Consider the following 22,631-nt stretch of genomic DNA (forward strand, 5'->3'; position numbering starts at 1 on the left):
AAACCGGCTTTCGGGGTCAGGCGTCAAAATGGGAGATCGATGATGAATTCATTCCTGAAGTCATGCACTGCTTTGACGGTCGCGCTGACCTTCTCGAGTCAGGCCGTCGCCCAGGTCAAGGAACTTGGCAAGGGCGAAGGCCAGGTCAACATCGTGGCCTGGCCGGGCTATATCGAGCGCGGCGAGACCGACAAGGGCTATGACTGGGTGACGTCCTTCGAGAAGGAGACCGGCTGCAAGGTCAACGTCAAAACCGCCAACACCTCCGACGAGATGGTCTCGCTGATGAACGAGGGCGGCTTCGACCTCGTCACCGCTTCAGGTGATGCCTCGCTGCGCCTCGTCGCCGGCAAGCGCGTCCAGCCGATCAACACCGATCTCATCCCGAGCTGGAAGACGGTCGACGACCGGCTGAAGGACGCCCCATGGTTCACCGTGGGCGGCGTTCACTACGGCGTTCCCTATCAGTGGGGCCCGAACATCCTGATGTACAACACCGAGGTGTTCAAGGAAGCGCCCAAGAGCTGGAACGTCGTCTTCGAGGAAATGAAGCTGCCGGACGGAAAGTCCAACAAGGGCCGCGTCCAGGCCTATGACGGGCCGATCCACATTGCGGATGCCGCCAATTACCTGATGTTCCACAAGCCGGAACTCGGCATCAAGGACCCTTATGAACTGAATGAGGACCAGTACAAGGCGGCACTCGAGCTGCTGCGCGTCCAGCGCACTCTGGTCGGCCGCTACTGGCACGACGCCGCCATCCAGGTCGATGATTTCCAGAACGAGGGTGTCGTCGCCTCGGGATCGTGGCCGTATCAGGTCAACGCGCTGGTCGCCGCCAAGAAGCCAGTCGCCTCGACCGTGCCGGAAGAAGGCGTCACCGGCTGGGCCGACACAACCATGATGGAAGCCGATTCGGCCAATCCCAACTGCGCCTATATGTGGCTCGAGCACTCGCTGTCGCCGAAGGTGCAGGGCGATGTCTCGGCCTGGTTCGGTTCGCTGCCGGTGGTGCCCGCGGCCTGCAAGGGCAACGAGCTGTTGACCGACGAAGGCTGCAAGACCAACGGCTACGACAATTTCGAAAAGATCAAGTTCTGGAAGACGCCGGTGTCGAAATGCGCCACCCAGAACGATCAGTGCGTGCCCTACTATCGCTGGGTGTCGGACTATATCGGCGTCATCGGCGGGCGGTGATTCCGCTTCGCTGAGAGCATAGTGCTGCCCCTCACCCTTACCCTCTCCCCGTGAAGAACGGGGAGAGGGGGTCGCCAGCGTTTCCGCCAAGTCCCTTCTCTCCGTCACTATACGGGGAGAAGGTGCCGGAAGGCGGATGAGGGGCAGCACAGCGCCCGAACTTGACGAGCCTGACAGATCAGGACAACCCATGACATCTGCCGTTTCCTTCCAGAAAGTCTCGCGCCATTTCGGCAGCGTTCGCGCTGTCGACGCGGTAGATCTCGACATCGTGCCCGGGGAATTCTTCGCCATGCTCGGGCCTTCGGGTTCCGGCAAGACCACCTGCCTGCGCCTCATCGCCGGCTTCGAGCAGCCGACCTCGGGCTCGATCTCGATCTTCGGCGAACGCGCCGAGGGCGTGCCGCCCTATCGCCGCAACGTCAACACCGTGTTCCAGGACTATGCGCTGTTCCCGCATCTCAACGTGCTCGACAACGTCGCCTACGGGCTGATGGTCAAGGGCGTCGGCAAGCCGGAACGGCACAAGGCGGCAGAGGAAGCGCTGTCGCTGGTGCGGCTGCCCGGCTATGGCGCCCGCCGCCCCGGCCAGCTTTCCGGCGGCCAGCGCCAGCGCGTCGCGCTCGCCCGCGCGCTGGTCAATCAGCCCAAGGTGCTGTTGCTCGACGAGCCGCTTGGCGCGCTTGACCTCAAGCTGCGTGAGAACATGCAGGAGGAGCTGAAGTCGCTGCAGAAGGCGCTCGGCATCACCTTCGTCTTCGTCACCCACGACCAGGGCGAGGCGCTGTCGATGGCCGACCGCGTCGCCGTCTTCAACGACGGCAAGATCATGCAGATCGGCACGCCCGAGGACATCTACCAGCGGCCGAAGACCCGTTTCGTTGCCGATTTCGTCGGCTCCTCCAACGTGCTGCCGCCGGATTTCGTCCAGCTCTATTCCGGCCAGCATCGCTGGGGCAGTCTGCGCCCTGAATCCATTCGTGTCGGTCGCGCGGCGAGCGGCGAAGGCGTTTCCGCTCGCCTCGTCTCGACCAACTATCTCGGCGCCACGACAAAGCTGGCGCTCGACGCCGACGGGCTGCGACTGCACGCCATCGTGCCGGCCGGCACGGCCTTGCCGGTGGAAGGCGAAGCGGTCGTGCTCACCTTCAACCGCGAGCACTTGCATCTGATGGACGAGCCGGCATGAGCCTCGACGCCGCCATGCCGCGCGCCTCGGCGCCCGCCATCCTGCCAGGCAGCGGCGGCCTGCGCGGCGCGCTCTCGGATCTTTTCTGGCGCAAGCCAAAAGTCCTGCTGTTGCTCATGCTGCTGCCGCCGGTGCTGTGGCTCGGCATCGTCTATATCGGCTCGCTGTTCGCGCTGCTGGCGCAGAGCTTTTTCTCGATCGACGAGTATTCCGGCCTGATCAACCGCCAATTCACCTTGAAAACCTATGGCGACCTGTTGCAGGCGGCCAATCTCGACATCATCCTGCGCACGGTGACGATGGCGGCTCTGGTCACGCTGGCCTCGGCTATTATCGCTTTCCCGATTGCCTATTATGCGGCGCGCTATGCGCGCGGCCGCTGGAAGGCGCTGTTTTATCTCGGCATCATGCTGCCGCTGTGGTCGAGCTACCTGGTCAAGATCTACGCCTGGAAGCTGATCCTGGCCAAGGAAGGCATCCTCACCTGGCTGTTCGGCAAGTTGCATCTGCAATGGCTGATTGACGCCTGGCTGTCGCTGCCGGTCGTCGGCGGCAACTCGCTGTCGGTGTCGTTCACGGGCACCTTCATCGTCTTCGTCTATGTCTGGCTGCCGTTCATGATCCTGCCGGTGCAGGCGGCCCTCGAGCGTGTGCCGGGCAATCTGGTCGAGGCCTCGTCCGATCTCGGCGCCTCGCCCGGCCAGACCTTCCGCAACGTGCTGTTCCCGCTGGCGCTGCCGGGCATCGTCGCCGGCTCGATCTTCACCTTTTCGCTGACGCTCGGCGACTACATCATCCCTCAGATCATAGGCACCTCGCGGCTGTTCATCGGCCAGGCCGTCTACTCGCAGCAAGGCACCGCCGGCAACATCCCGCTCGCCGCCGCCTTCACGGTCGTGCCGATCGTCATCATGGGCTTCTATCTCTGGGGCGCCAAGCGCATGGGGGCCTTCGATGCGCTCTGATCGTGGTCAATCCGCTCCGCTCAGCCTGAAGGTCGCCGCCGCTTGCGGCCTGCTGTTCCTGCACCTGCCGCTCCTGCTGATCTTCGTCTACGCCTTCACGACGGAGGAGAAGAGCTTCGTCTGGCCGCCGCCCGGCCTGACCACGCAATGGTTCGCCGTCACCTGGAACCGCCCCGATGTCTGGCAGGCGCTGTCGCTGTCGGTCAGGGTCGCGGCCATCTCGACGGCGATCGCGCTGATCCTCGGCACGCTCTGTTCGGCGGCGGTTTCCAGGACAAAATTCTTCGGCCGCGAAACCATCTCGCTGCTGGTCATCCTGCCGATCGCCTTGCCCGGTATCATCACCGGCATCGCGCTGCGCTCGGCGTTTTCGCTGGCCGACATTCCGTTCTCGTTCTGGACGATCGTGCTCGGCCACGCCACCTTCTGCGTCGTCGTTGTCTACAACAATGCCGTCGCCCGCTTCCGCCGCACTTCCGGTTCGATGATCGAAGCGTCGATGGATCTTGGCGCCGACGGCTTCCAGACCTTCCGCCATGTCGTGCTGCCCAACATTGCCACCGCTTTGCTTGCCGGTGGCATGCTGGCCTTTGCTCTGTCGTTCGACGAGGTCATCGTCACCACCTTCACCGCCGGCCAGCAGCAGACGCTGCCGATCTGGATGCTGGAGGAACTGATCCGGCCGCGCCAGCGCCCGGTCACCAATGTCGTGGCCATGGTCGTCGTGCTGGTGACGCTGCTGCCCATCCTCGCCGCCTATTACCTGACCCGCGACGGCGACCAGATCGCCGGTTCGGGCAAATGATTTCAAGAGTTCCCAAGGGAGAGACTTCCATGGATACCCAGATGCTGATCGGCTCGAAATTCGAGAAGGGTACCGAAACCGAGGAGCCGATCCTCAATCCGAAGACCGGAGCGACGATCCTCAACCTGCCCGAAGCCAGCCAGGCGCAGATCGAGGCGGCGGTGTTCGCGGCCGAGAAGGCGTTCGTCACCTGGTCGCGCACCACGCCGGCTCAGCGCTCCGGCTATCTCCTGAAGATCGCCGACCGCATCGAGGCCGATGCCAAGGAGTTCGCTACGCTCGAGGCGCTCAACTGCGGCAAGCCGATCAATGCCGTGCTCAACGACGAGATCCCGGCGATCGTAGATTGCTACCGCTTCTTTGCCGGCGCCGTCCGCTCGATGCCGGGCGTCGTTGCAGGCGAATACATTCCCGGCCACACCTCGATGGTGCGCCGGGACGCCATCGGCATCGTCGCCTCGATCGCGCCGTGGAACTATCCTTTGATGATGATGGCCTGGAAGCTGGCGCCGGCGATCGCCGGCGGCAACACCGTCGTCTTCAAGCCGTCGGAACAGACGCCGCTGACTTCGCTCAAGCTGGCGAAGATCCTTGCCGAAATCCTGCCCGAAGGCGTCGTCAATGTCGTGCTCGGCCGTGGCGACAGCGTCGGCAACACGCTGATCAACCATCCCAAGGTCAACATGATCTCGATCACCGGTGACGTCGCCACCGGCAAGAAGGTGCTGCAGGCCGCGGCCAAGTCGGTCAAGCGCACCCATCTCGAACTTGGCGGCAAGGCGCCGGTCATCGTCTTCGACGATGCCGACCTCGGTGCGGTGGTCAACGGGCTGCGCGCCTTCGGCTACTACAATGCCGGCCAGGACTGCACCGCCGCCTGCCGCATCTATGCCGGCAAGAAAATCTACGACAAGCTCGTCGCCGACCTCTCGTCGGCCGTCTCGACCATCAAGTACAATCGTCCGGACGACACGGAAAACGAGATCGGACCGCTGATCTCGCGCCGCCAGCGCGACCGCGTCTCGAGCTTCGTCGAGCGCGCCTCTGAACTGAAGCACATCGAGATCACCACCGGCGGCAAGCCGGGCGAGGGCTCCGGTTTCTACTACCAGCCGACCGTCGTTGCAGGAGCGCTGCAGGAGGACGAGATCGTGCGCCGCGAAGTGTTCGGGCCGGTCGTCTCGATCACGCGTTTCACGGAAGTCGATGAAGCGGTGAACTGGGCCAATGACAGCGACTACGGCCTGGCGTCATCCGTGTGGACCAAGGACGTATCACGCGCCATGGCGACGGCCGCCCGCCTGCAATATGGCTGCACCTGGATCAACACCCATTTCATGCTGACCAACGAGATGCCGCATGGCGGATTGAAGCAATCAGGCTACGGCAAGGACATGTCGCTCTATGCGCTGGAGGACTACACCGCCGTGCGGCATGTGATGGTAGCCCACGGCTAGCGCTTGAACGCGCAATACAAGCATTCAACCAGGGAGGAAATAACCATGCATCGCCGCCAGTTTCTGACAACCGCAGCCATCGCCGCGACGCTTTTCGCCACGGCGCCGTCTTTAGCCGCCGAGACTGCGCAATCGGTGGTCGAAGCCTATCTCGCCGCCTGGAATGCGCATGACTCGGCCAAGGCCGCCGGCTACTTCGCCGACGACGTCACCTATTACGACGCCTCGGTCGGCAAACCGGTCAAGGGCAAGGAGGCCGCCAAGACCGGCGTCATCGACAATTTCCTCAAGGCCGTTCCAGATGCCGTCTGGACGATGAAGGGTGCGCCCGTCGTGGAGGGCGATCGCGTCTCGTTCGAATGGGAGTTTTCCGGCACCAATACCGGCGCCTGGGCCGACGGCACCGCCGCCACCGGCAAGAAGTTCTCCTTCACCGGCGCCTCGATGTTCTCGGTCAAGGACGGCAAGATCGCGACCCAGAGCGACTATTACGACGCGCTCGGCTTCTACAAGCAGCTTGGCCTGATGTAGCAGCGCCGCCTGCTTCCCTTCTCCCCGTTGCCGGGGAGAAGGGCGTCAGCCACTACTCCACAATGCGATAGATATTCCACATGCTGGTGCCCGACACGACATAGGGCTCCATCTCCTTGCCCCATTTGGCGTGGGCGTCGATCTTGCCGATCTTGGCGAAGACCGCCTCCAACTGGGCCAGATTCTCGACCTGGTGATGCGACTCGACTGTCGCCTCCCGCGCGCCGATCGATCCGGTCATGATCTGGAACTTCAGGTCGGCGATGCCGACCTGCGAGCCGATCTCACGTTCCCATTTCTTCAACAGGTCAAGCACGGTCTGCTTGTGCCCGAACTTGGCGTCGATCTGCCATCTGGCGCTGAACATGTTGGTTTCCTCCGAGATTGCGGTTGAGCCCGCGATTGATCTACTCGTCCCAGGCCTGCACGACGGTCTGCCGTGCGATCCGCCCGTTCTTCAGCTCCAGCATCGCCGCGGCGAACACTTTCGTGCCGTCCGGGTAGGCGCAGGCCTGGGTGAAGGCCAGGCTGTCGCCATCGGCGATCGTGGTATCGACCTTGTGGGTCATCGCACGGCTGCAGATGTCGTCCCAGAACGTGCTGATCGCTGCGCGCCCGCGGATTTCGCGCGGCTTGCTCGGTGGGTTGTTGCGGTCGATCACCCGCACCAGCGCGTCGTCGGTATAGAAGCTCGACAGGAGTTTTCCGTCACGGCCTTCGATTGCCTTCTTGATCGCCGCGCCGTCCACGGCCTGTGTCTTGGTCAGCATTTTATCCTCCATGTGCCCGTCTTCGCGATCGGGCGGTTGATAATCAGGAGTGCTGTCCGGCGCTCATCGCCGGGCAGGGATTTTCACTGCGACTTTGCCTTGACTGCAGCGAACACGTCGTCGGTCTGCTTCTTGAACGTCGCGAGATCGACCTGGCTGCCGTTGAGAATCGTCGACCAGTGGCGCACGATCGCCGCCATCGCGATCGCCTCTTTGATCTCCTCGTCGCTCGCACCGTTGAGCTTGGCCGCCTCGGTGTGGAAATAGATGCAGTACTGGCAAGGAATCTGCGACGCGACCGCGAGGCCCATCAGCTCCTTGGTCTTGCCGTCGAGCGCCGTGTTCGGGTTGAGCTGCACCCCTTTGATCTCGGCCCAGGCGCCGGCGATGGCGACGTCAGGCAAGGTCTTGAACATGTCCGGCACCGAGCCGAGCGTCGCCTGGATGTCCTTGTAGGCGGCCGTTGCCGATGCATCCTCGGCCTTTGCGGGAGTGATGGCGAACAGCGCGCCAACGCCTGCCGCTATCACAAGTGATCTGATATTCAGCTTTGACTTCAGCATTTCATCCTCCGTTCGCAGCGCCTTTCCCGGCGACACCCGCCTAGCCTGCATGGGAGAAATTGATAGCGCTTACGTTGGCATGGCCGCTTCGCCCGAAAGCGCCATGGCTCTCATGGCCCGTCCGGGCCAGTGTGCCTGACGGAAAATGCCGCCGCCGCCGCTCGCGATGGCAGATCGAGCTTGAGCAGTATGTTGGCGACGTGGCGCTTGACCGTGTGTTCGCTCAGCCTGAGCTCGGCGGCAATCGCGGCATTGCTCTTGCCGTCGGCAATCAGGCCCACCACCTCGCTTTCGCGTGCCGTCAGCACGGCCGGTTCGGTCGTTCGGGTCCTGGCGCGGCAGTCGGGCTCCAGATGCTGCTCGGACATCGCATGGACCAGTGCCAGCGGCTCGTCCAGGTCGTCCAGCGTGATCCTTCCGGCATCAGCGAAATGCAGGCCAGAGCCGACGGCCAGATCGGCGATCAGTCGCGAGGCGAGGATATCGCCACGGCCGGCATGCGAGGCAAGCTGCATCGTCACTCGCGCCGTCAGCCCCACCGGCGGCCCACGCAGTTCGATCTCGCCGACATGCGCACCTTGCGCACTGGCCACGCCGATGCCTTGCGCCGCCTCGCGCAGCGCCGCCGCGCAGCGTATGGCACGCGCCGGTCCGTCGAAGCGCGACATCATCATCTCGCCCTGCGTGCCTGCCAGGCGGCCGCCATGGCGCCCGACCTGCTGGCGCCAGATTTCCTGGAAGCGCTGGCTGCGTTCGCCCCACATGCGGTCGCCCATCCGCGCCGTATCGTAGATGCGCGTCACCAAAAGCGCGGCCAGAACGCGGTCCACCTCGGTCACGGCGCGTTCGCCGGTCAGAAACTCCTCGATAATGTCGGCCACCCGGTCCACGTCGCCGGTCCAGATCGGATGGTCACGCCCGGGCACTTCGACCAACTTGGCGTTTGGGATCTTTCTCGCCAGATAACGGCTGGCGTCGGGGTCGACCCGCACATCGTTGCGGCGATGGATCAAAAGCGTTGGCGCGCTGATTGCCGCCAGCACGTCACGCACGTCGATTTCCGCGTTCATACGCGCCAGCGCGGCCGCTGCCGTCGGGCTCGCCGACAACCGTTCGAAACGCGCCCACCACTGGGCGAAATGCGCGTCATCGACCCGACCTGGCGCGAAATTCGGCAAAGTGGCGCCGGTGCCCCAGGCTGTCTCGGCCGTCTCGATGAACGCCTCGAGGCGCTCTGGTGGCATCACCCATTTGTGGAAATGCGCATAGCCGCCATAGAGTGCCAGCGCCCGCGTCCGTTCCGGATAGGTGGCGGCGAACAGCATCGCCATCGGCGCGCCTTCGGAGGCGCCAAGCAGTGCCGCGCGGCCGCTGCCTGCGGCGTCCATCACCGCGCGCACATCGTCCATGCGCGTTTCGAGACTGGGCAGGTGGTGCGCGTCGACACGGTCGGAAAGACCCGTGCCGCGCTTGTCGAACAGGATCAGCCGCGAGAACGCCGAAAGCCGCTTCAAGAGCCGGCTGTAGCCTTCGTCTTCCCAGTGCAGGTCGAGATTGGAAATGAAGCCCGGCACGAAGACGAGATCGAACGACCCCTGGCCTACCACCTGGTAAGCGATCCGCACGTCGCCGCTAAGGGCGTATCGGGTCTCGATCGGCCTCACCAGATTTTCCGCCCCGGCCTGACGATTTCTGATCGTCAACCATAGCAGAACAGTGCCGATTGCGGCAGCTTAAACTTTAGCGGCAGGGAATATAAGCCGGCGCGGCCCGGTGGCTATTTTTGCGAGGCGGCGACGTCGGCCGGGAAGGGCTTGAGCCCGAGTTTGAGGTCTGCCTCGGCCGGCGTGATCGGCCGCTTGATCTTGGCGGAGGCGGCCACCACCAACTCGTTGAAGTTCTCGGTGCCGCCCTCCAGCATCTCGAACAGCTGCCGCCGCATCCTCGGCTCCCAGAACTTGTTGATATGCTCGGCAACGCCCGCGATCCCTTCCTCGCGCGGTTTGGAATGGAAAAAATCGGCGATCTGGTTTGCCATTCGCACCAGCTTCTCGCTGGTGCTCATGATGTGTTCTTCGTCATGCGACATGCTTGGCAACTCCGGAAGCCACCCGGTCGGGGTGGGTGAAAATATCGAAATCATCGCCACGCACCAGCGCCACCAGCGTCATGCCGGCTTCCTCCGCGGTGCGGATGGCAAGGGCGGTCGGCGCGGAGACCGCGATGATGAAGGCGGCGCCGATCGCCGCCGTCTTCTGCACCATCTCGACCGAGACACGACTGGTCACCACGACGGCACCGGAAGCGCCGTCGATGCCGGCCCTGGCCAGCGCTCCGGCCAGCTTGTCGAGCGCATTGTGGCGGCCGACATCCTCGCGCGCCATGACGATGCCTTTGCCCGGAACGTAAAAACCGGCGGCGTGAACGGCCCCGGTCTCGGTGTGAAGCGGCTGCACCTTCGACAGGAGCTTGACCGAGCGGACGATATCGTCGGCCCCAAGCGTAAGCTTTGACGCACCAACCGCATCGACCGAGCGCATCGCTTCCTCGATCGATTCGATGCCGCACAGCCCGCAGCCGACCGGCCCGGCGAGCCGCCGGCGTCGGGCCTCGAAGCGCGTGTTGGCCTGATCCTTCAGCCGGATCTGGATGTCGATGCCCTCGCCGAGATCCTCGACCTCGATGGCTTCGATTTCTTGCGGGTCGGCAATGATGCCTTCGGTCAGCGAGAAGCCGAGCGCGAAATCCTCGAAATCGGCCGGGCTTGCCATCATCACCGCATGGGTGGTGCCGGCAAAGGAAAACGCCACCGGCGTCTCCTCGGGCACCATGCGGTTGGCCGTCGCGGTGCCGCTGGCGCGGCGCGCCAACCGCGATACCTGCGTCGTGGCTTTGCGGCGCGCGCTCAAGACTACTCCGCCGCTTCCAACTTCGCGATTCGACGGCTGTTGCGCGCTTGCTCGTCATAGTCGCGCTGCCATTCCGACGGCCCGTTGGAGGCGCCGACCTGCACGGCTGTCACCTTGTATTCCGGACAGTTGGTCGCCCAGTCGGAGAAGTCGGTGGTGATGACGTTGGCCTGCGTGTCGGGATGATGGAATGTCGTGTAGACGACGCCCGGCGATACCCGGTCCGTGATCAGCGCGCGCAGCGTCGTTTCGCCCGAGCGGCTGGTCAGCCGCACCCAGTCGCCGTCACGCAGTCCGCGGTTCTCGGCATCGTGCGGATGAATCTCCAGCCGGTCCTCGGCGTGCCACACGATGTTGTCGGTGCGCCGGGTCTGCGCGCCGACATTATACTGCGACAGGATGCGCCCGGTGGTGAGCAGCAGCGGGAAGCGTGGTCCGGTCCGCTCGTCCGTCGCCACATATTCGGTGCGGATGAACTTGCCCTTGCCGCGCACGAAACCATCGACATGCATGATCGGGGTGCCGAGCGGCGCCTTCTCGTTGCAGGGCCATTGCACGGATCCGACACGGTCGAGCAGCTCGAAGGAGACACCGGCGAAGCTCGGCGTCGTGTTGGCGATCTCGTCCATGATCTGCGAGGGATGCTGATAGTTCCAGTCCAGCCCGATCGCGCGGGCAAGCTCCTGCGTCGCCTCCCAATCGGCGTAGCGCGCCTTCGGCTCCAGAACCTTGCGCACCATGTTGATGCGGCGCTCGGCATTGGTGAAAGTGCCGTCCTTCTCGAGGAAGGTCGAGCCCGGCAGGAACACATGCGCGTAGTTGGCGGTCTCGTTGAGGAAGAGGTCGTGCACGACGACGCATTCCATGGCGGCGAGGCCGGCGGCGACATGCTTGGTGTCCGGATCGGACTGCAGAATGTCCTCGCCCTGGATGTAGATACCCTTGAAGGTGCCGTCGACGGCCGCATCCAGCATGTTGGGAATGCGCAGGCCGGGTTCGTCGTCCAGCTTCACGCCCCACAGGGTCTCATAGATGTCGCGCACGGCTTCGCCTGAGATATGGCGATAACCGGGAAGCTCATGCGGGAACGAACCCATGTCGCACGAGCCCTGCACGTTGTTCTGGCCGCGCAACGGATTCACGCCGACGCCCGGCCGGCCGATATTGCCGGTGGCCATGGCGAGGTTGGCAATCGCCATCACCGTGGTTGAACCCTGGCTGTGTTCCGTCACCCCGAGGCCATAGTAGATCGCGCCGTTGCCGCCGGTGGCGTAGAGACGCGCGGCGCCGCGGATCAGTTCGGGATCGACGCCGGACAACTTGCCGACGGTTTCGGGGCTGTTTTCCGGCAAGGCGACGAAAGACGCCCAGTCCTGGAACTCCGCCCAGTCGCAACGTTCGCGGATAAAGGCTTCGTTGAAAAGACCTTCGGTGACGATGACATGCGCCAGCGCCGTCAGCACGGCCACATTGGTGCCGGGCTTCAGCGGCAGGTGATAGTCCGCTTCGATATGTGCCGACTTGACCATCTCGGTGCGACGCGGATCGAGCACAATCAGCTTGGCGCCCTGGCGCAGCCGCTTCTTCAGCCGCGAGGCGAACACCGGATGGGCGGAAGCGGGGTTGGCGCCGATGATGACGGCGACATCGGTGTAGTCGACAGAGTCGAAATCCTGCGTGCCGGCCGAGGTGCCATAGGTCTGGCCGAGCCCGTAGCCCGTCGGCGAGTGGCAAACGCGCGCGCACGTGTCGACATTGTTGTTGCGGAAGCCCTGCCGCACCATCTTCTGGACGAGGTAGGTTTCTTCGTTGGTGCAACGCGACGAGGTAATGCCGCCTATCGCGGTGCGTCCGTACTGATACTGGATGCGGCGGAATTCCTTGGCCGTATGGGCGATCGCCTCTTCCCAGGTCACCTCGCGCCAGGGATCGGTGACTTTTTCCCGGATCATTGGCGACAGGATGCGGTCCTTGTGGGTGGCGTAGCTATAAGCGAAACGGCCCTTCACGCAGGAATGCCCGTGGTTCGCCTTGCCCTCCTTGTAGGGCATCATGCGAATGACTTCGTCACCCTTCACTTCGGCCTTGAACGAGCAGCCGACGCCGCAATAGGCGCAGGTGGTGACGGCCGAACGCTCCGGCAGGCCCTTGGCAAGTACCGATTTCTCGCGCAGCGCATCGGTCGGACAAGCCTGCACGCAGGCGCCGCAGGACACGCATTCCGAATCGATGAACGCCTCGTGCATTCCCGCCGAAACTCTGGATTCGAATCCACGCCCTTCGATAGTCAGCGCGAAGGTGCCCTGCACCTCCTCGCAGGCCCGCACGCAACGCGAGCAGACGATGCATTGCGCCGGATCATAGGTGAAATAGGGATTGGATTCATCGCGGGCGATGTAGTCGACCGCCAGCGAGCCATGGCCGGGCGCCACGCCGTTCTCCTGCTTGACGTGGTTGCGGCCCTCGATGCCGTAGCGGTTCTCGGTCAGGCCGACCGACTTTGCCACCGCATCGAACTCGCTGGCGCCGGTTCCGGCCTTCTCGTTCCAGCCGGTCGGATGGTCGGAGACATAGAGTTCCATGACGCCGCGACGAATGGCGTCGAGCCGCTCGGACTGCGTGCGCACCACCATGCCTTCGCCAACAGGTGTCGTGCAGGACGCCGGCGTACCGCCGCGTCCTTCGATTTCGACGAGGCAGATGCGGCACGAACCGAACGAGTCCAGCATGTCGGTGGCGCAGAGTTTCGGGATCTCGACGCCGCCTTCCATCGCGGCACGCATGATCGACGTGCCTTCCGGCACGGTGATGCTGCGGCCGTCGACGGTCAGCGTGACCTGCTTCTCGGCCTTCGATTGCGGGGTTCCGTAGTCGATCTCTTCGACGAGGGATGGGAAGTCGGCCTTGATGTTCATCTGCCAGCTCCTATTCAGCAGCCACGCGCACGGGCGCAGGCTTGAAGTCGTCGGGGAAATGGGTGATCGAGCTCATGACAGGGTAAGGCGTGAAGCCGCCCAGCGCGCAGAGCGAGCCGAATTTCATCGTGTTGCAGAGGTCGGTGACCAGAGCCAGGTTCTTCTCCGGTTCGATGCCGGCAGCGAGCCTGTCGATGGTCTCGACGCCGCGCGTCGAGCCGATGCGGCAGGGCGTACACTTGCCGCAACTTTCGATGGCGCAGAACTCCATGGCGAAGCGCGCCTGTTTCAGCATGTCGGCAGTGTCGTCGAACACCACGATGCCGGCATGGCCGATCAGCCCGTCCTTGGCCGCGAAGGCCTCATAATCGAATGGCGTGTCGAACAGCGCGCGCGGAAAATAAGCGCCGAGCGGCCCGCCGACCTGCACCGCCTTCACCGGCCGGCCAGTCGCGGTGCCACCACCGATATCGTCGACGATCTCGCCCAGCGTCATGCCGAAGGCGGCCTCGAACAGGCCCGCATATTTGACATTGCCGGCGATCTGGATCGGGATCGTGCCGCGCGAGCGGCCCATGCCGAAATCCTTGTAGAAGGGAGCACCCTTGTCCATGATGACAGGCACGGAAGCCAGAGAGATGACATTGTTGATCACCGTCGGCTTGCCGAACAGCCCCTTGTGAGCCGGTAGCGGCGGCTTTGCGCGCACCATGCCGCGCTTGCCTTCGAGTGAGTCGAGCAGCGCCGTCTCTTCGCCGCAGACATAAGCGCCTGCGCCGACGCGGATCTCCATGTCGAAAGCGTTGGACGAGCCCAGCACGCTGGCGCCAAGGACACCAGCCTTGCGGGCGACCTCGACGGCCTTGTTCATCACCGCCACCGCATGCGGATATTCCGAGCGGATATAGACAAAGCCTTTGGTCGCACCCGTGGCGATGCCGGCGATCGTCATGCCTTCGATCAGCACGAAGGGATCGCCCTCCATGATCATGCGGTCGGCGAAGGTGCCCGAGTCGCCTTCGTCAGCGTTGCAGACGATGTATTTGCGGTCGCCAACGGTATCGAGCACCGTCTTCCACTTGATACCGGTTGGGAAGCCCGCACCACCGCGCCCGCGCAGCCCGGATTCAGTCACTTGGGCAACAATGGCGGCGGGCGTCAGTTTCAACGCGTTCGTCAGTCCATTCAACCCGCCATGATTCTTGTAGGATTCGAGCGACAGCGGATCTGTGACGCCGCAGCGGGCGAAAGTCAGCCGCGTCTGTTTGGCCAGGAACGGAATCTTGTCGGGCGCGCCCAGCCAGCGTTTGTGATGGCCGCCGGTAAGGAAGCCGCAGTCGAACAGGCTTTTGACGTCGGACGGCTTGACCGGCCCGTAGGCGACGCGGCCATTTGCCGTCGCGACCTCGACCATCGGTTCGAGGAAATAGGCGCCGCGCGAGCCGTTGCGCACGATCTTGGCTTCGATGCCGCGCTCGGCGAGCTCACTTGCGATTGCCTTGGCGACTTTTTCGGCACCCAGCGCCAGAGCGCCGGAATCGCCGGGAATGTAGATGCGGGGGATCATGAGCGCACCTCGGTAACGATCTCTTCGATCTTTTCGTCATCGAGCCGCCCGATCACCTCGCCGTCCAGCATTGCCGCCGGCGAACAGGCGCAAAGCCCGAGGCAATAGACCGGCTCGAGTGTAACCGATCCGTCGCGGGTGGTCTCGTGGAAACCGATGCCTAGCAATTGTTTGATCTTGGCGGCGACGGCGTCCGAACCCATCGACTGGCAGGATTCTGCCTGGCAGAGCTTCAGCACATGCCGGCCGGCCGGATGGCGGCGGTAATCATGGTAGAAGCTGACGACGCCGTGCACCTCGGCCCTGGAAATGTTCAGCGCCTCGGCGATGACAGGCAGCGAATCCTGCGGCACATGGCCGAACTCTTCCTGGATGCCGTGGAGGATCGGCAGCAGTGGGCCTTCCAGCCCCCTCATCTCCTGGATGATCGCCGCCGTGCGCGATGCGATCTCGGTACTTGCAGGCTGCACGGTCATGCAGCGCCCTCCCTGGTCGATAGCTTTTTTCGCTAAGTCTTTACGAAATCAGAGGAAACCCGCGAAATCAATATAGCTGTCCCGTCGATCGATAGAGATCTTCTATCGATCGTGTTCAGCCTGCATTGTCTAGCCTAGCGCTGGGCGTGGAAATCGTCCGCCAGCGCCATCGCCTCGTCCAACAGCGCCGAGACCAGCGGCGTGTGCGGCTCGCGCGGGGTCGCCACCAGCCCGACGGTGTGGCTGGCATCCGGTTCGACGATCGGGATGGCCCGGACCGGTTCGGAAAAGCCGAATGTTTCCGCAAGGTTGAGCGGCATGATCGACGACCATTTACCGGTGCGGATGTGGGAAAACAGCACGATCATCGAGTTGGATTCCAGCGTCGGCCGCACCTGTACGCCGGCCTCGGCCAGATGCTGGTCGATGATGCGGCGGTTCTGCATGTCCGGCGTCAACAGGCAGAGCGGCAACTGGCTGAGCTCGGCCCACGTCACTTTGTCGCGGTCGGAATAGGGATTTCCGACAGCGGTGATCAGCTGATAGCGCTCGTCATAAAGTGGCACGCTGGTTACCCGTCCCAGCGGCTCGTTGTCGAGATAGGTAATGCCGGCATCGATGTCGAAATTGCCAAGCAGCGACAGCACCTCGATCGAAGTCCGCGACAGCACCGAAAAGGTGACGCCGGGATGCTTTGCCCGGAAGGGTGTCGTCAGCCGCGCCACCATGGCCAGGGCCGTCGGGATGGCGGCGATGCGGATACGTCCGGAAAGGCCATGGCGCGCCGCCCGCATTTCCTCGCGCATGGCGCGGGTGTCGCCGACGATGCGCCGCGCCCATATCAGCACCTGCTTGCCTTCCGGTGTAAGCCCCTGGAAGCGCGACCCGCGCAGAACCAGCATCACGCCGAGCTGGCCCTCCAGCTGCTTGATCCCTGCCGAAAGTGTCGGTTGGGTGACACCGCACAGCTCCGCCGCGCGGCCGAAATGCTCTTCCCTGGCCAATGCGATGAAGAATTCCAGCTTGTCGATCATGCCACCTGTCCGGTCCTTGGGTGCAAGGTCGGGGAAATTGCGTTTCGCCGCAAGCGCTATGCGCGATTGGCCTGCATCCACATCTTTGAGCCGGCTACCTGTTTTCCCCCGGCGGAATGTGGCGCTATGTGGTGGGACAGAAACGGGGGAGGTCGGACATGCTGGGCTGGTTCCGCAAGCTGCTGCCGCGCGAAGATCGTTTCTTCGACCTGTTCGAACGCCATTCCCGCACAGTGGTCGGCGGCGCCGAGGCGCTCCAGCAGCTTCTCCAGGGCAAGGATATCGATCGCTGGTGTCAGAAGATCATCGATCTCGAGGATGAGGCCGATCACATCACCGCCGAAGTCCTGCTGGCCGTGCGGCGCTCGTTCATCACGCCTTTCGATCGCGGCGACATCAAGGACCTGATCCAGTCGATGGATGACGCCATCGACATGATGCACAAGACCGTCAAGACGGTGAAGCTGTTCGAAAAGAAGGAGTTCGACCCGCTGATGCAGGAAATGGGTGGCGTCATCGTCGCCGCCGCCAAGCTGGTGGCCGAGGCGATCCCGCTGCTTGCCAAGGTCGGGACGCACACGGCGCGCCTGACCGCCATTGCCGAAGAGGTCATGCGCGTCGAAAGCCGGGCCGACGACCTGCACGAGCAGGGGCTGAAGGACCTGTTCAGGAAGCATGGCCGCAGCGACCCGATGGCCTACCTGATCGGCAGCGAGATCTATGGCCAACTGGAAAAGGTGGTCGATCGCTTCGAGGACGTCGCCAACGAAATCAGCGGCATCGTCATCGAGAATGTCTAGGTAATGGAAGCTACCATAGCCTTTCCCGTTCTCGCCGGTCTCATCGCGGTTGCGCTGTTCTTCGACTTTCTCAACGGCCTGCACGATGCGGCCAATTCCATCGCCACCATCGTCTCCACCCGCGTGTTGAGGCCGCAATATGCGGTGCTGTGGGCGGCCTTCTTCAATTTCATCGCCTTCATGTTCTTCGGTCTTCACGTCGCCGAGACCGTGGGAAAGGGCATCGTCGACGTCAGCATCGTCACCCCGGCGGTGATCTTCGCAGCCCTTGTCGGCGCCATCGTCTGGAACATCGTCACCTGGATGGCCGGCATCCCGTCGAGCAGCTCGCATGCGCTGATCGGCGGGCTGGTCGGCGCCGGCCTTGCAAAGGCTGGACTGAGTGCCATCGTCTGGCCGGGGCTTGGCAAGACGGTCGCCGCGATCGTCGTGTCGCCGGCGACCGGTTTTGTCCTGGCGCTTGTCCTGATCCTTGTCGTTTCGTGGCTGTTCGTGCGACAGACGCCGTTCGCCGTCGACAGCACCTTCCGCGTCATGCAGTTCTTTTCCGCCTCGCTCTATTCGCTCGGGCACGGCGGCAACGACGCCCAGAAAACCATGGGCATCATTGCCGTGCTGCTCTATTCGCAAGGCATGCTCGGCGCCAATTTCTACGTGCCGCTGTGGGTCGTCCTCACCTGTCAGTCGGCGCTGGCGCTGGGCACGTTGCTCGGCGGCTGGCGCATCGTCCACACGATGGGCTCGAAGATTACCCGGCTGAATCCGATGCAGGGCTTCTGCGCCGAGACCGGCGGCGCGATCACCCTGTTCGCCGCCACCTGGCTCGGTGTTCCCGTGTCGACCACGCACACCATCACCGGCGCCATCATCGGCGTCGGCGCCGCCCGCCGTGTCTCGGCCGTGCGCTGGGGCATTGCCGGCAACATCGTCATTGCCTGGGTTGTTACCTTGCCGGCCACTGCCGCCATTTCGGCGCTCACCTATCTCGCGGTTGGCCTGGCGGGATGACGTGAGCTCTGCGGAGCGTGGAGTGCCGCCGGCAAACGCGATACGATCTATCGGTTCACAAGATTGAGGATGTTGCCATCCGGGTCCTTGAACCATGCGACCTTCATGCCGTCGCCGACATGGATGTCGCCCTCGATCGTCAGGCCGGGCATTTCGTAGTGCTCGAACGCAACGCCTTTCGATTTCAACGATTTGACGACAGTCTCGATCTGACCGCCGACCGTCCAGGTCACCGCAGTCGCCTTGTTGGTCCCGGCGAACTGGGAACGATAGACATTGATGACCGTATCGCCGCTTTTGTAGACGATCAGTTCGCCACCCATTTCGTCGACCTGCTTGAGGCCCAGCGTTCCCTCATAAAAGGCCTTTGCTCTCGCCAGGTCCTTCACCGCGAGATTGGCCGTTGCGTTGCTGTTTGCAAGCATGATCGTCTCCTTCCCTGGTTGGCGCTCCTCATGTTGCTCATTGAAATAGGTCGCATGCCCCGTTTGGCGACCGGCGTCCCACGGAACGCTCGCTCGCAGAAGCCGGGGTGCGTCGAGGCGGCTGCTTGGTTCTGGTCGAAAACTACACTATCTGAGGTGCCGAACGCCGAGGAAAGATCATGCCCGTCACCAAAGATACCGTCATCGAACGCCTGAAAACGGTCAACGGGCCTGACTTCACCAGCAATATTGTCGACCTCGGCATGGTTTCCGAGATTTTCATCGCCGACGGCAAGGTCTTCTTCTCGATCACCGTCCCTGCCGCCCGCGCCCAGGAAATGGAGCCGCTGCGCGCCGCCGCGGAACGCGTCGTCAAGGCGATCCCCGGCGTCGCCGGCGCCGTCGTCGCGCTGACTGCCGAGAAGAAGGGCGGCGGCATGGAGGCTCCGGTCCCGGCGCGTCCTGCTCCCAGGCCGGCACCGCCGGCCGCTCCAGCTGCTTCGCGGCCAGTTCCCCACGCCCCCGCATCGCAAAGCCACGGCAAGCGCGGCGTGCCCGGCATCGAGGCGATCATCGCGGTGGCTTCAGGCAAGGGCGGCGTCGGCAAGTCGACCACAGCCGTCAACATCGCGCTTGGCCTCGCCGCCAACGGCTTGCGCGTCGGCGTGCTTGACGCCGACATCTACGGCCCCTCCATGCCGCGGCTGCTCAACATCCATGGCCGGCCACAGACCGTCGACGGCAAGATCCTGAAGCCGATGGAGAATTACGGCCTCAAGGTCATGTCGATGGGCTTCCTCGTCGATGAGGAAACGCCGATGATCTGGCGCGGGCCGATGGTGATGTCGGCGCTGACGCAGATGCTGCGCGAGGTCGAGTGGGGTCGGCTCGACGTGCTCGTCGTTGACATGCCGCCCGGCACCGGCGACGCCCAGCTGACCATGGCCCAGCAGGTGCCACTGGCTGGCGCCGTCATCGTCTCGACGCCGCAGGACCTGGCCCTCATCGACGCCCGCAAGGGGCTCAACATGTTCAAGAAGGTCGACGTGCCGCTGCTCGGCATCGTCGAGAACATGAGCTATTTCATCGCCCCCGATACCGGCAAGCGCTACGACATCTTCGGCCATGGCGGCGCCCGGCGCGAGGCCGAGCGCCTCGGCGTCACCTTCCTCGGCGAAGTGCCGCTCGAGATGGGTATCCGCGAAAGTTCGGATGCCGGCACGCCGGTGGTTGTCTCGAAGCCCGATGGCGCCGAAGCGAAGATCTATCGCGACATCGCCGGAAAAGTCTGGGATCGGGTCAATGAAGAGCGCGGTGCTGCGGCAGCCGCGGTGCCGAGCATAGTGTTCGAGTAGGTTTTCCGTCGGCAGGCGCTGCCCCTCACCCTTGAAGAACAGGGAGAGGAGGATCGCCGGTGCAACGCCAGCCCTGAACAAGCCAAGCGTTGTTCAAGCAGCAGCCTAAGCCGCGCCTACCTTCTCGCCGAACTTCGAGAAAAACTGTCCAGCCAGTTTTTTCGAGGTCGATTCGATCAGCCGGCTGCCGAGCTGGGCGATCTTGCCGCCGACATCGGCCTTGGCCGCGTATTTCAACACCGTGGCATCCGGCCCATCGGCGGTCAGCGTCACGTCGGCGCCGCCCTTGGCGAAGCCGGCGATGCCGCCCTTGCCTTCGCCCTGGATGGTGTAGGAATGCGGCGGCTTGAGGTTCTTCAGCGTTACCTCGCCGTTGAACGTCGCCTTGATCGGCCCGATCTTCACCACCACCGTCGCCGCCATCTCGGTCGGTGACTTCATCTCCAGGCTCTGGCAGCCTGGAATGGTCGCCTTCAAAACCTCGGGATCGTTCAGCGCTTCCCACACTTTTTGCAGGGGTGCGGCTATGTGTTCCTCGCCTTCGATCACCAAAGCCATGAAAACCTCCCAGACAAGACTGCCCGAAGCCCTAACGTACGGTTGGGTGCATGTCTATCGCACCAAAGTCCGGTTGCGACCGCACGCCCCTCTTGCCTGCTCTCGCTCGTTGCCATATCGATTTGTCTTACAAATACGGAGACCACGATGGCAGGCGCCCCCACCAGAAAGAAAAAATTTCGCTCGCAGGAGTGGTTCGACAATCCCGACAATCCCGGGATGACGGCGCTCTATCTGGAGCGCTACCTGAATTACGGCCTGACGCGGGCCGAACTGATGTCCGGCAAGCCGCTGATCGGCATTGCCCAGACCGGCTCGGATCTCTCGCCTTGCAACCGTCACCATATCGAACTCGCCAAGCGCGTGCGCGAAGGCATCGTGTCGATGGGTGGCATTCCCTTCGAGTTCCCGTGCCATCCGATCCAGGAAACCGGCAAGCGCCCGACCGCCGCTCTTGACCGCAACCTTGCCTATCTCAGCCTGGTAGAGGTGCTCTACGGCTATCCGCTCGATGGCGTGGTGCTGACCATCGGCTGCGACAAGACGACCCCAGCTCTGCTCATGGCGGCAGCCACCGTCAACATTCCGGCCATCGCCCTGTCGGTTGGCCCCATGCTGAATGGCTGGCACAAGGGCAAGCGCACCGGCTCCGGCACCATCGTCTGGGAATCGCGCCAGCGCCTGTCGGCTGGTGAGATCGACTATGACGAGTTCATGGACATCGTCGCGTCCTCGGCGCCGTCCACCGGCTACTGCAACACCATGGGCACCGCCACCACCATGAACTCGCTGGCCGAGGCGCTCGGCATGCAACTGCCGGGTTCGGCCGCCATTCCCGCCCCCTATCGCGAGCGCGGCCAGATTTCCTACGAGACCGGAAAACGCATCGTCGAGATGGTGCATGAGGACTTGAAGCCGTCCGATATCATGACGCGGGAAGCCTTCGAGAACGCCATCGTCGTCAATTCGGCCATTGGCGGCTCCACCAATGCGCCGATCCATCTCAACGCCATCGCCCGCCATCTCGGTGTGCCGCTCGACAACGACGACTGGCAGAAGATCGGCCTCGAGGTGCCGCTCATCGTCAATCTGCAGCCGACAGGTGAGTATCTCGGCGAGGACTACCATCATGCCGGCGGCGTGCCGGCCGTGGTGGCCGAACTGATGAAGGGCGGGCTGTTGCCGCATCCCGATGCCTTGACCGTCAATGGCAAGTCGATCGGCGACAACTGCAAGGGGGTCGTCAACGAGAACATCGACGTCATCCGCACCGTTGCCGAGCCGCTGAAGGCCAATGCCGGCTTCATCAACCTCAGGGGTAATCTGTTCGATTCGGCAATCATGAAGACCAGCGGCATCTCGCCGGAGTTCCGCGAGCGTTATCTCTCCAATCCCAAGGATCCCGAGGCTTTCGAGGGCAACGCCATGGTCTTTGACGGGCCCGAGGACTACCACGCCCGCATCGATGATCCGGCGCAAGGCATCGACGAACACACCATCCTGTTCATGCGCGGCGCCGGCCCGGTCGGCTATCCTGGCGGCGCCGAGGTCGTCAACATGCAGCCGCCGGCCTATCTGATCAAGAAGGGCATCCATGCGCTCGCCTGCATCGGCGATGGTCGCCAGTCGGGCACGTCTGGCTCGCCGTCGATCCTCAACGCCTCGCCGGAAGCCGCGATCGGCGGTGGATTGGCGCTGCTCAAGACCGGCGACCGCGTCCGCATCGATCTCAGGAAGGGCACGGCCGACATCCTCGTCACCGACGACGAGATCACCCGGCGCCGCGCCGAGCTGCAGAACAATGGCGGCTATCATTATCCGAAGCACCAGACGCCGTGGCAGGAGATCCAGCGCGGCATGGTCGACCAGTTCTCCGAGGGAATGGTGCTGAAGCCGGCGGTGAAATACCAGGATGTCGCGCACACCAGCGGTGTCCCCAGGGACAATCACTGATTATTCCCGGGAATAGTCAGTGATTACCTGTTCGCAGGTGCTTGCGTGAACGACAGACGGCGGCTTGGATATGGATCAAGCCGCCGCCCGCAGTCCTTGACAAGCGCGCCCAACAAATCCACCATCATGGCAAGGGGTGCATCGCGACGACCCC

General features: G+C 63.4%; 22 protein-coding genes. 10 read left to right on the forward strand and 12 right to left on the reverse strand.

The features are described 5' to 3' along the window. The first annotated feature begins 42 nt into the window (after positions 1 to 42). From BLS48_RS26605 to BLS48_RS26630, 6 genes are all read left to right on the forward strand, one after another. Positions 43 to 1,197, forward strand: a complete 1,155-nt coding sequence (locus BLS48_RS26605) for an ABC transporter substrate-binding protein (RefSeq protein WP_091584583.1) — start codon at positions 43 to 45, stop codon at positions 1,195 to 1,197. A gap of 190 nt (positions 1,198 to 1,387) precedes the next feature. Beyond that, positions 1,388 to 2,386: an ABC transporter ATP-binding protein gene (locus BLS48_RS26610; RefSeq protein ID WP_091584380.1), complete on the forward strand. Its 999-nt coding sequence runs from the start codon at positions 1,388 to 1,390 to the stop codon at positions 2,384 to 2,386. 14 nt (positions 2,387 to 2,400) lie between these two features. Beyond that, positions 2,401 to 3,351, forward strand: a complete 951-nt coding sequence (locus BLS48_RS26615) for an ABC transporter permease (protein ID WP_208604675.1) — start codon at positions 2,401 to 2,403, stop codon at positions 3,349 to 3,351. After that, positions 3,341 to 4,156: an ABC transporter permease gene (locus BLS48_RS26620; protein ID WP_091584386.1), complete on the forward strand. Its 816-nt coding sequence runs from the start codon at positions 3,341 to 3,343 to the stop codon at positions 4,154 to 4,156. The genes BLS48_RS26615 and BLS48_RS26620 overlap by 11 nt, the downstream gene beginning before the upstream one ends. 29 nt (positions 4,157 to 4,185) lie before the next feature. Then, a complete protein-coding gene (locus BLS48_RS26625) occupies positions 4,186 to 5,613 on the forward strand; it encodes a gamma-aminobutyraldehyde dehydrogenase (protein ID WP_091584388.1) in 1,428 nt (475 codons plus the stop codon). A 45-nt stretch (positions 5,614 to 5,658) separates the two neighbouring features. Next, the gene (locus BLS48_RS26630) at positions 5,659 to 6,144 is read left to right on the forward strand and encodes an ester cyclase (RefSeq protein WP_091584391.1); all 486 of its coding nucleotides are present in this window, start codon (positions 5,659 to 5,661) and stop codon (positions 6,142 to 6,144) included. Positions 6,145 to 6,196: 52 nt separating this feature from the next. Here BLS48_RS26630 and BLS48_RS26635 read toward each other — a convergent pair whose 3' ends face one another. The 10 genes from BLS48_RS26635 to BLS48_RS26680 form a co-directional block, all read right to left on the reverse strand. Then, the gene (locus BLS48_RS26635; protein WP_091584394.1) at positions 6,197 to 6,511 is read right to left on the reverse strand and encodes a hypothetical protein; all 315 of its coding nucleotides are present in this window, start codon (positions 6,509 to 6,511) and stop codon (positions 6,197 to 6,199) included. Positions 6,512 to 6,551: 40 nt separating this feature from the next. Further along, positions 6,552 to 6,914 carry a nuclear transport factor 2 family protein gene (locus tag BLS48_RS26640; protein WP_091584397.1) on the reverse strand — a complete coding sequence of 121 codons (363 nt, stop codon included), beginning with the start codon at positions 6,912 to 6,914 and terminating at the stop codon, positions 6,552 to 6,554. Positions 6,915 to 6,997: 83 nt separating this feature from the next. Then, positions 6,998 to 7,477, reverse strand: coding sequence for a carboxymuconolactone decarboxylase family protein (locus BLS48_RS26645; RefSeq protein ID WP_091584585.1), 480 nt, complete (start codon positions 7,475 to 7,477; stop codon positions 6,998 to 7,000). A gap of 110 nt (positions 7,478 to 7,587) precedes the next feature. Next, positions 7,588 to 9,141 carry an alpha/beta fold hydrolase gene (locus BLS48_RS26650; protein ID WP_091584587.1) on the reverse strand — a complete coding sequence of 518 codons (1,554 nt, stop codon included), beginning with the start codon at positions 9,139 to 9,141 and terminating at the stop codon, positions 7,588 to 7,590. A 113-nt stretch (positions 9,142 to 9,254) separates the two neighbouring features. Then, complete coding sequence (locus tag BLS48_RS26655; RefSeq protein WP_091584399.1) at positions 9,255 to 9,566, reverse strand: formate dehydrogenase subunit delta; 312 nt, start codon at positions 9,564 to 9,566, stop codon at positions 9,255 to 9,257. Further along, complete coding sequence (gene fdhD, locus BLS48_RS26660) at positions 9,556 to 10,386, reverse strand: formate dehydrogenase accessory sulfurtransferase FdhD (RefSeq protein ID WP_091584402.1); 831 nt, start codon at positions 10,384 to 10,386, stop codon at positions 9,556 to 9,558. The genes BLS48_RS26655 and fdhD overlap by 11 nt, the downstream gene beginning before the upstream one ends. Positions 10,387 to 10,388: 2 nt before the next feature. Further along, positions 10,389 to 13,301, reverse strand: coding sequence for a formate dehydrogenase subunit alpha (fdhF, locus tag BLS48_RS26665; protein ID WP_091584404.1), 2,913 nt, complete (start codon positions 13,299 to 13,301; stop codon positions 10,389 to 10,391). Positions 13,302 to 13,311: 10 nt separating this feature from the next. Then, positions 13,312 to 14,868, reverse strand: a complete 1,557-nt coding sequence (locus BLS48_RS26670) for a formate dehydrogenase beta subunit (RefSeq protein ID WP_091584407.1) — start codon at positions 14,866 to 14,868, stop codon at positions 13,312 to 13,314. Beyond that, positions 14,865 to 15,344 carry a formate dehydrogenase subunit gamma gene (locus tag BLS48_RS26675; protein ID WP_091584410.1) on the reverse strand — a complete coding sequence of 160 codons (480 nt, stop codon included), beginning with the start codon at positions 15,342 to 15,344 and terminating at the stop codon, positions 14,865 to 14,867. Before BLS48_RS26675 ends, BLS48_RS26670 begins: the two co-directional genes overlap by 4 nt. A gap of 134 nt (positions 15,345 to 15,478) precedes the next feature. Then, complete coding sequence (locus BLS48_RS26680; RefSeq protein WP_091584589.1) at positions 15,479 to 16,378, reverse strand: LysR family transcriptional regulator; 900 nt, start codon at positions 16,376 to 16,378, stop codon at positions 15,479 to 15,481. A gap of 158 nt (positions 16,379 to 16,536) precedes the next feature. Here BLS48_RS26680 and BLS48_RS26685 point away from each other — a divergent pair, with 158 nt between their 5' ends. Further along, positions 16,537 to 17,178, forward strand: coding sequence for a DUF47 domain-containing protein (locus BLS48_RS26685; RefSeq protein ID WP_091584412.1), 642 nt, complete (start codon positions 16,537 to 16,539; stop codon positions 17,176 to 17,178). Positions 17,179 to 17,181: 3 nt separating this feature from the next. Then, on the forward strand, positions 17,182 to 18,186 hold the full coding sequence (locus BLS48_RS26690; protein ID WP_091584415.1) for an inorganic phosphate transporter: 1,005 nt from the start codon (positions 17,182 to 17,184) through the stop codon (positions 18,184 to 18,186). A gap of 47 nt (positions 18,187 to 18,233) precedes the next feature. Here the strand turns inward: BLS48_RS26690 and BLS48_RS26695 are convergent, their stop codons facing one another. Then, positions 18,234 to 18,611 carry a VOC family protein gene (locus BLS48_RS26695; RefSeq protein WP_091584417.1) on the reverse strand — a complete coding sequence of 126 codons (378 nt, stop codon included), beginning with the start codon at positions 18,609 to 18,611 and terminating at the stop codon, positions 18,234 to 18,236. A 179-nt stretch (positions 18,612 to 18,790) separates the two neighbouring features. Here BLS48_RS26695 and BLS48_RS26700 point away from each other — a divergent pair, with 179 nt between their 5' ends. Then, positions 18,791 to 19,966 carry an Mrp/NBP35 family ATP-binding protein gene (locus tag BLS48_RS26700; protein ID WP_091584419.1) on the forward strand — a complete coding sequence of 392 codons (1,176 nt, stop codon included), beginning with the start codon at positions 18,791 to 18,793 and terminating at the stop codon, positions 19,964 to 19,966. 105 nt (positions 19,967 to 20,071) lie between these two features. Here the strand turns inward: BLS48_RS26700 and BLS48_RS26705 are convergent, their stop codons facing one another. After that, the gene (locus BLS48_RS26705; protein ID WP_091584422.1) at positions 20,072 to 20,524 is read right to left on the reverse strand and encodes an SRPBCC family protein; all 453 of its coding nucleotides are present in this window, start codon (positions 20,522 to 20,524) and stop codon (positions 20,072 to 20,074) included. Between the two features lie 147 nt (positions 20,525 to 20,671). Between BLS48_RS26705 and BLS48_RS26710 the strand changes: the two genes are divergently transcribed. After that, positions 20,672 to 22,477 carry an IlvD/Edd family dehydratase gene (locus BLS48_RS26710; protein ID WP_091584424.1) on the forward strand — a complete coding sequence of 602 codons (1,806 nt, stop codon included), beginning with the start codon at positions 20,672 to 20,674 and terminating at the stop codon, positions 22,475 to 22,477. Positions 22,478 to 22,631 lie beyond the last annotated feature (154 nt).

Source organism: Mesorhizobium qingshengii (genome assembly GCF_900103325.1).
GTDB lineage: Bacteria > Pseudomonadota > Alphaproteobacteria > Rhizobiales > Rhizobiaceae > Mesorhizobium > Mesorhizobium qingshengii.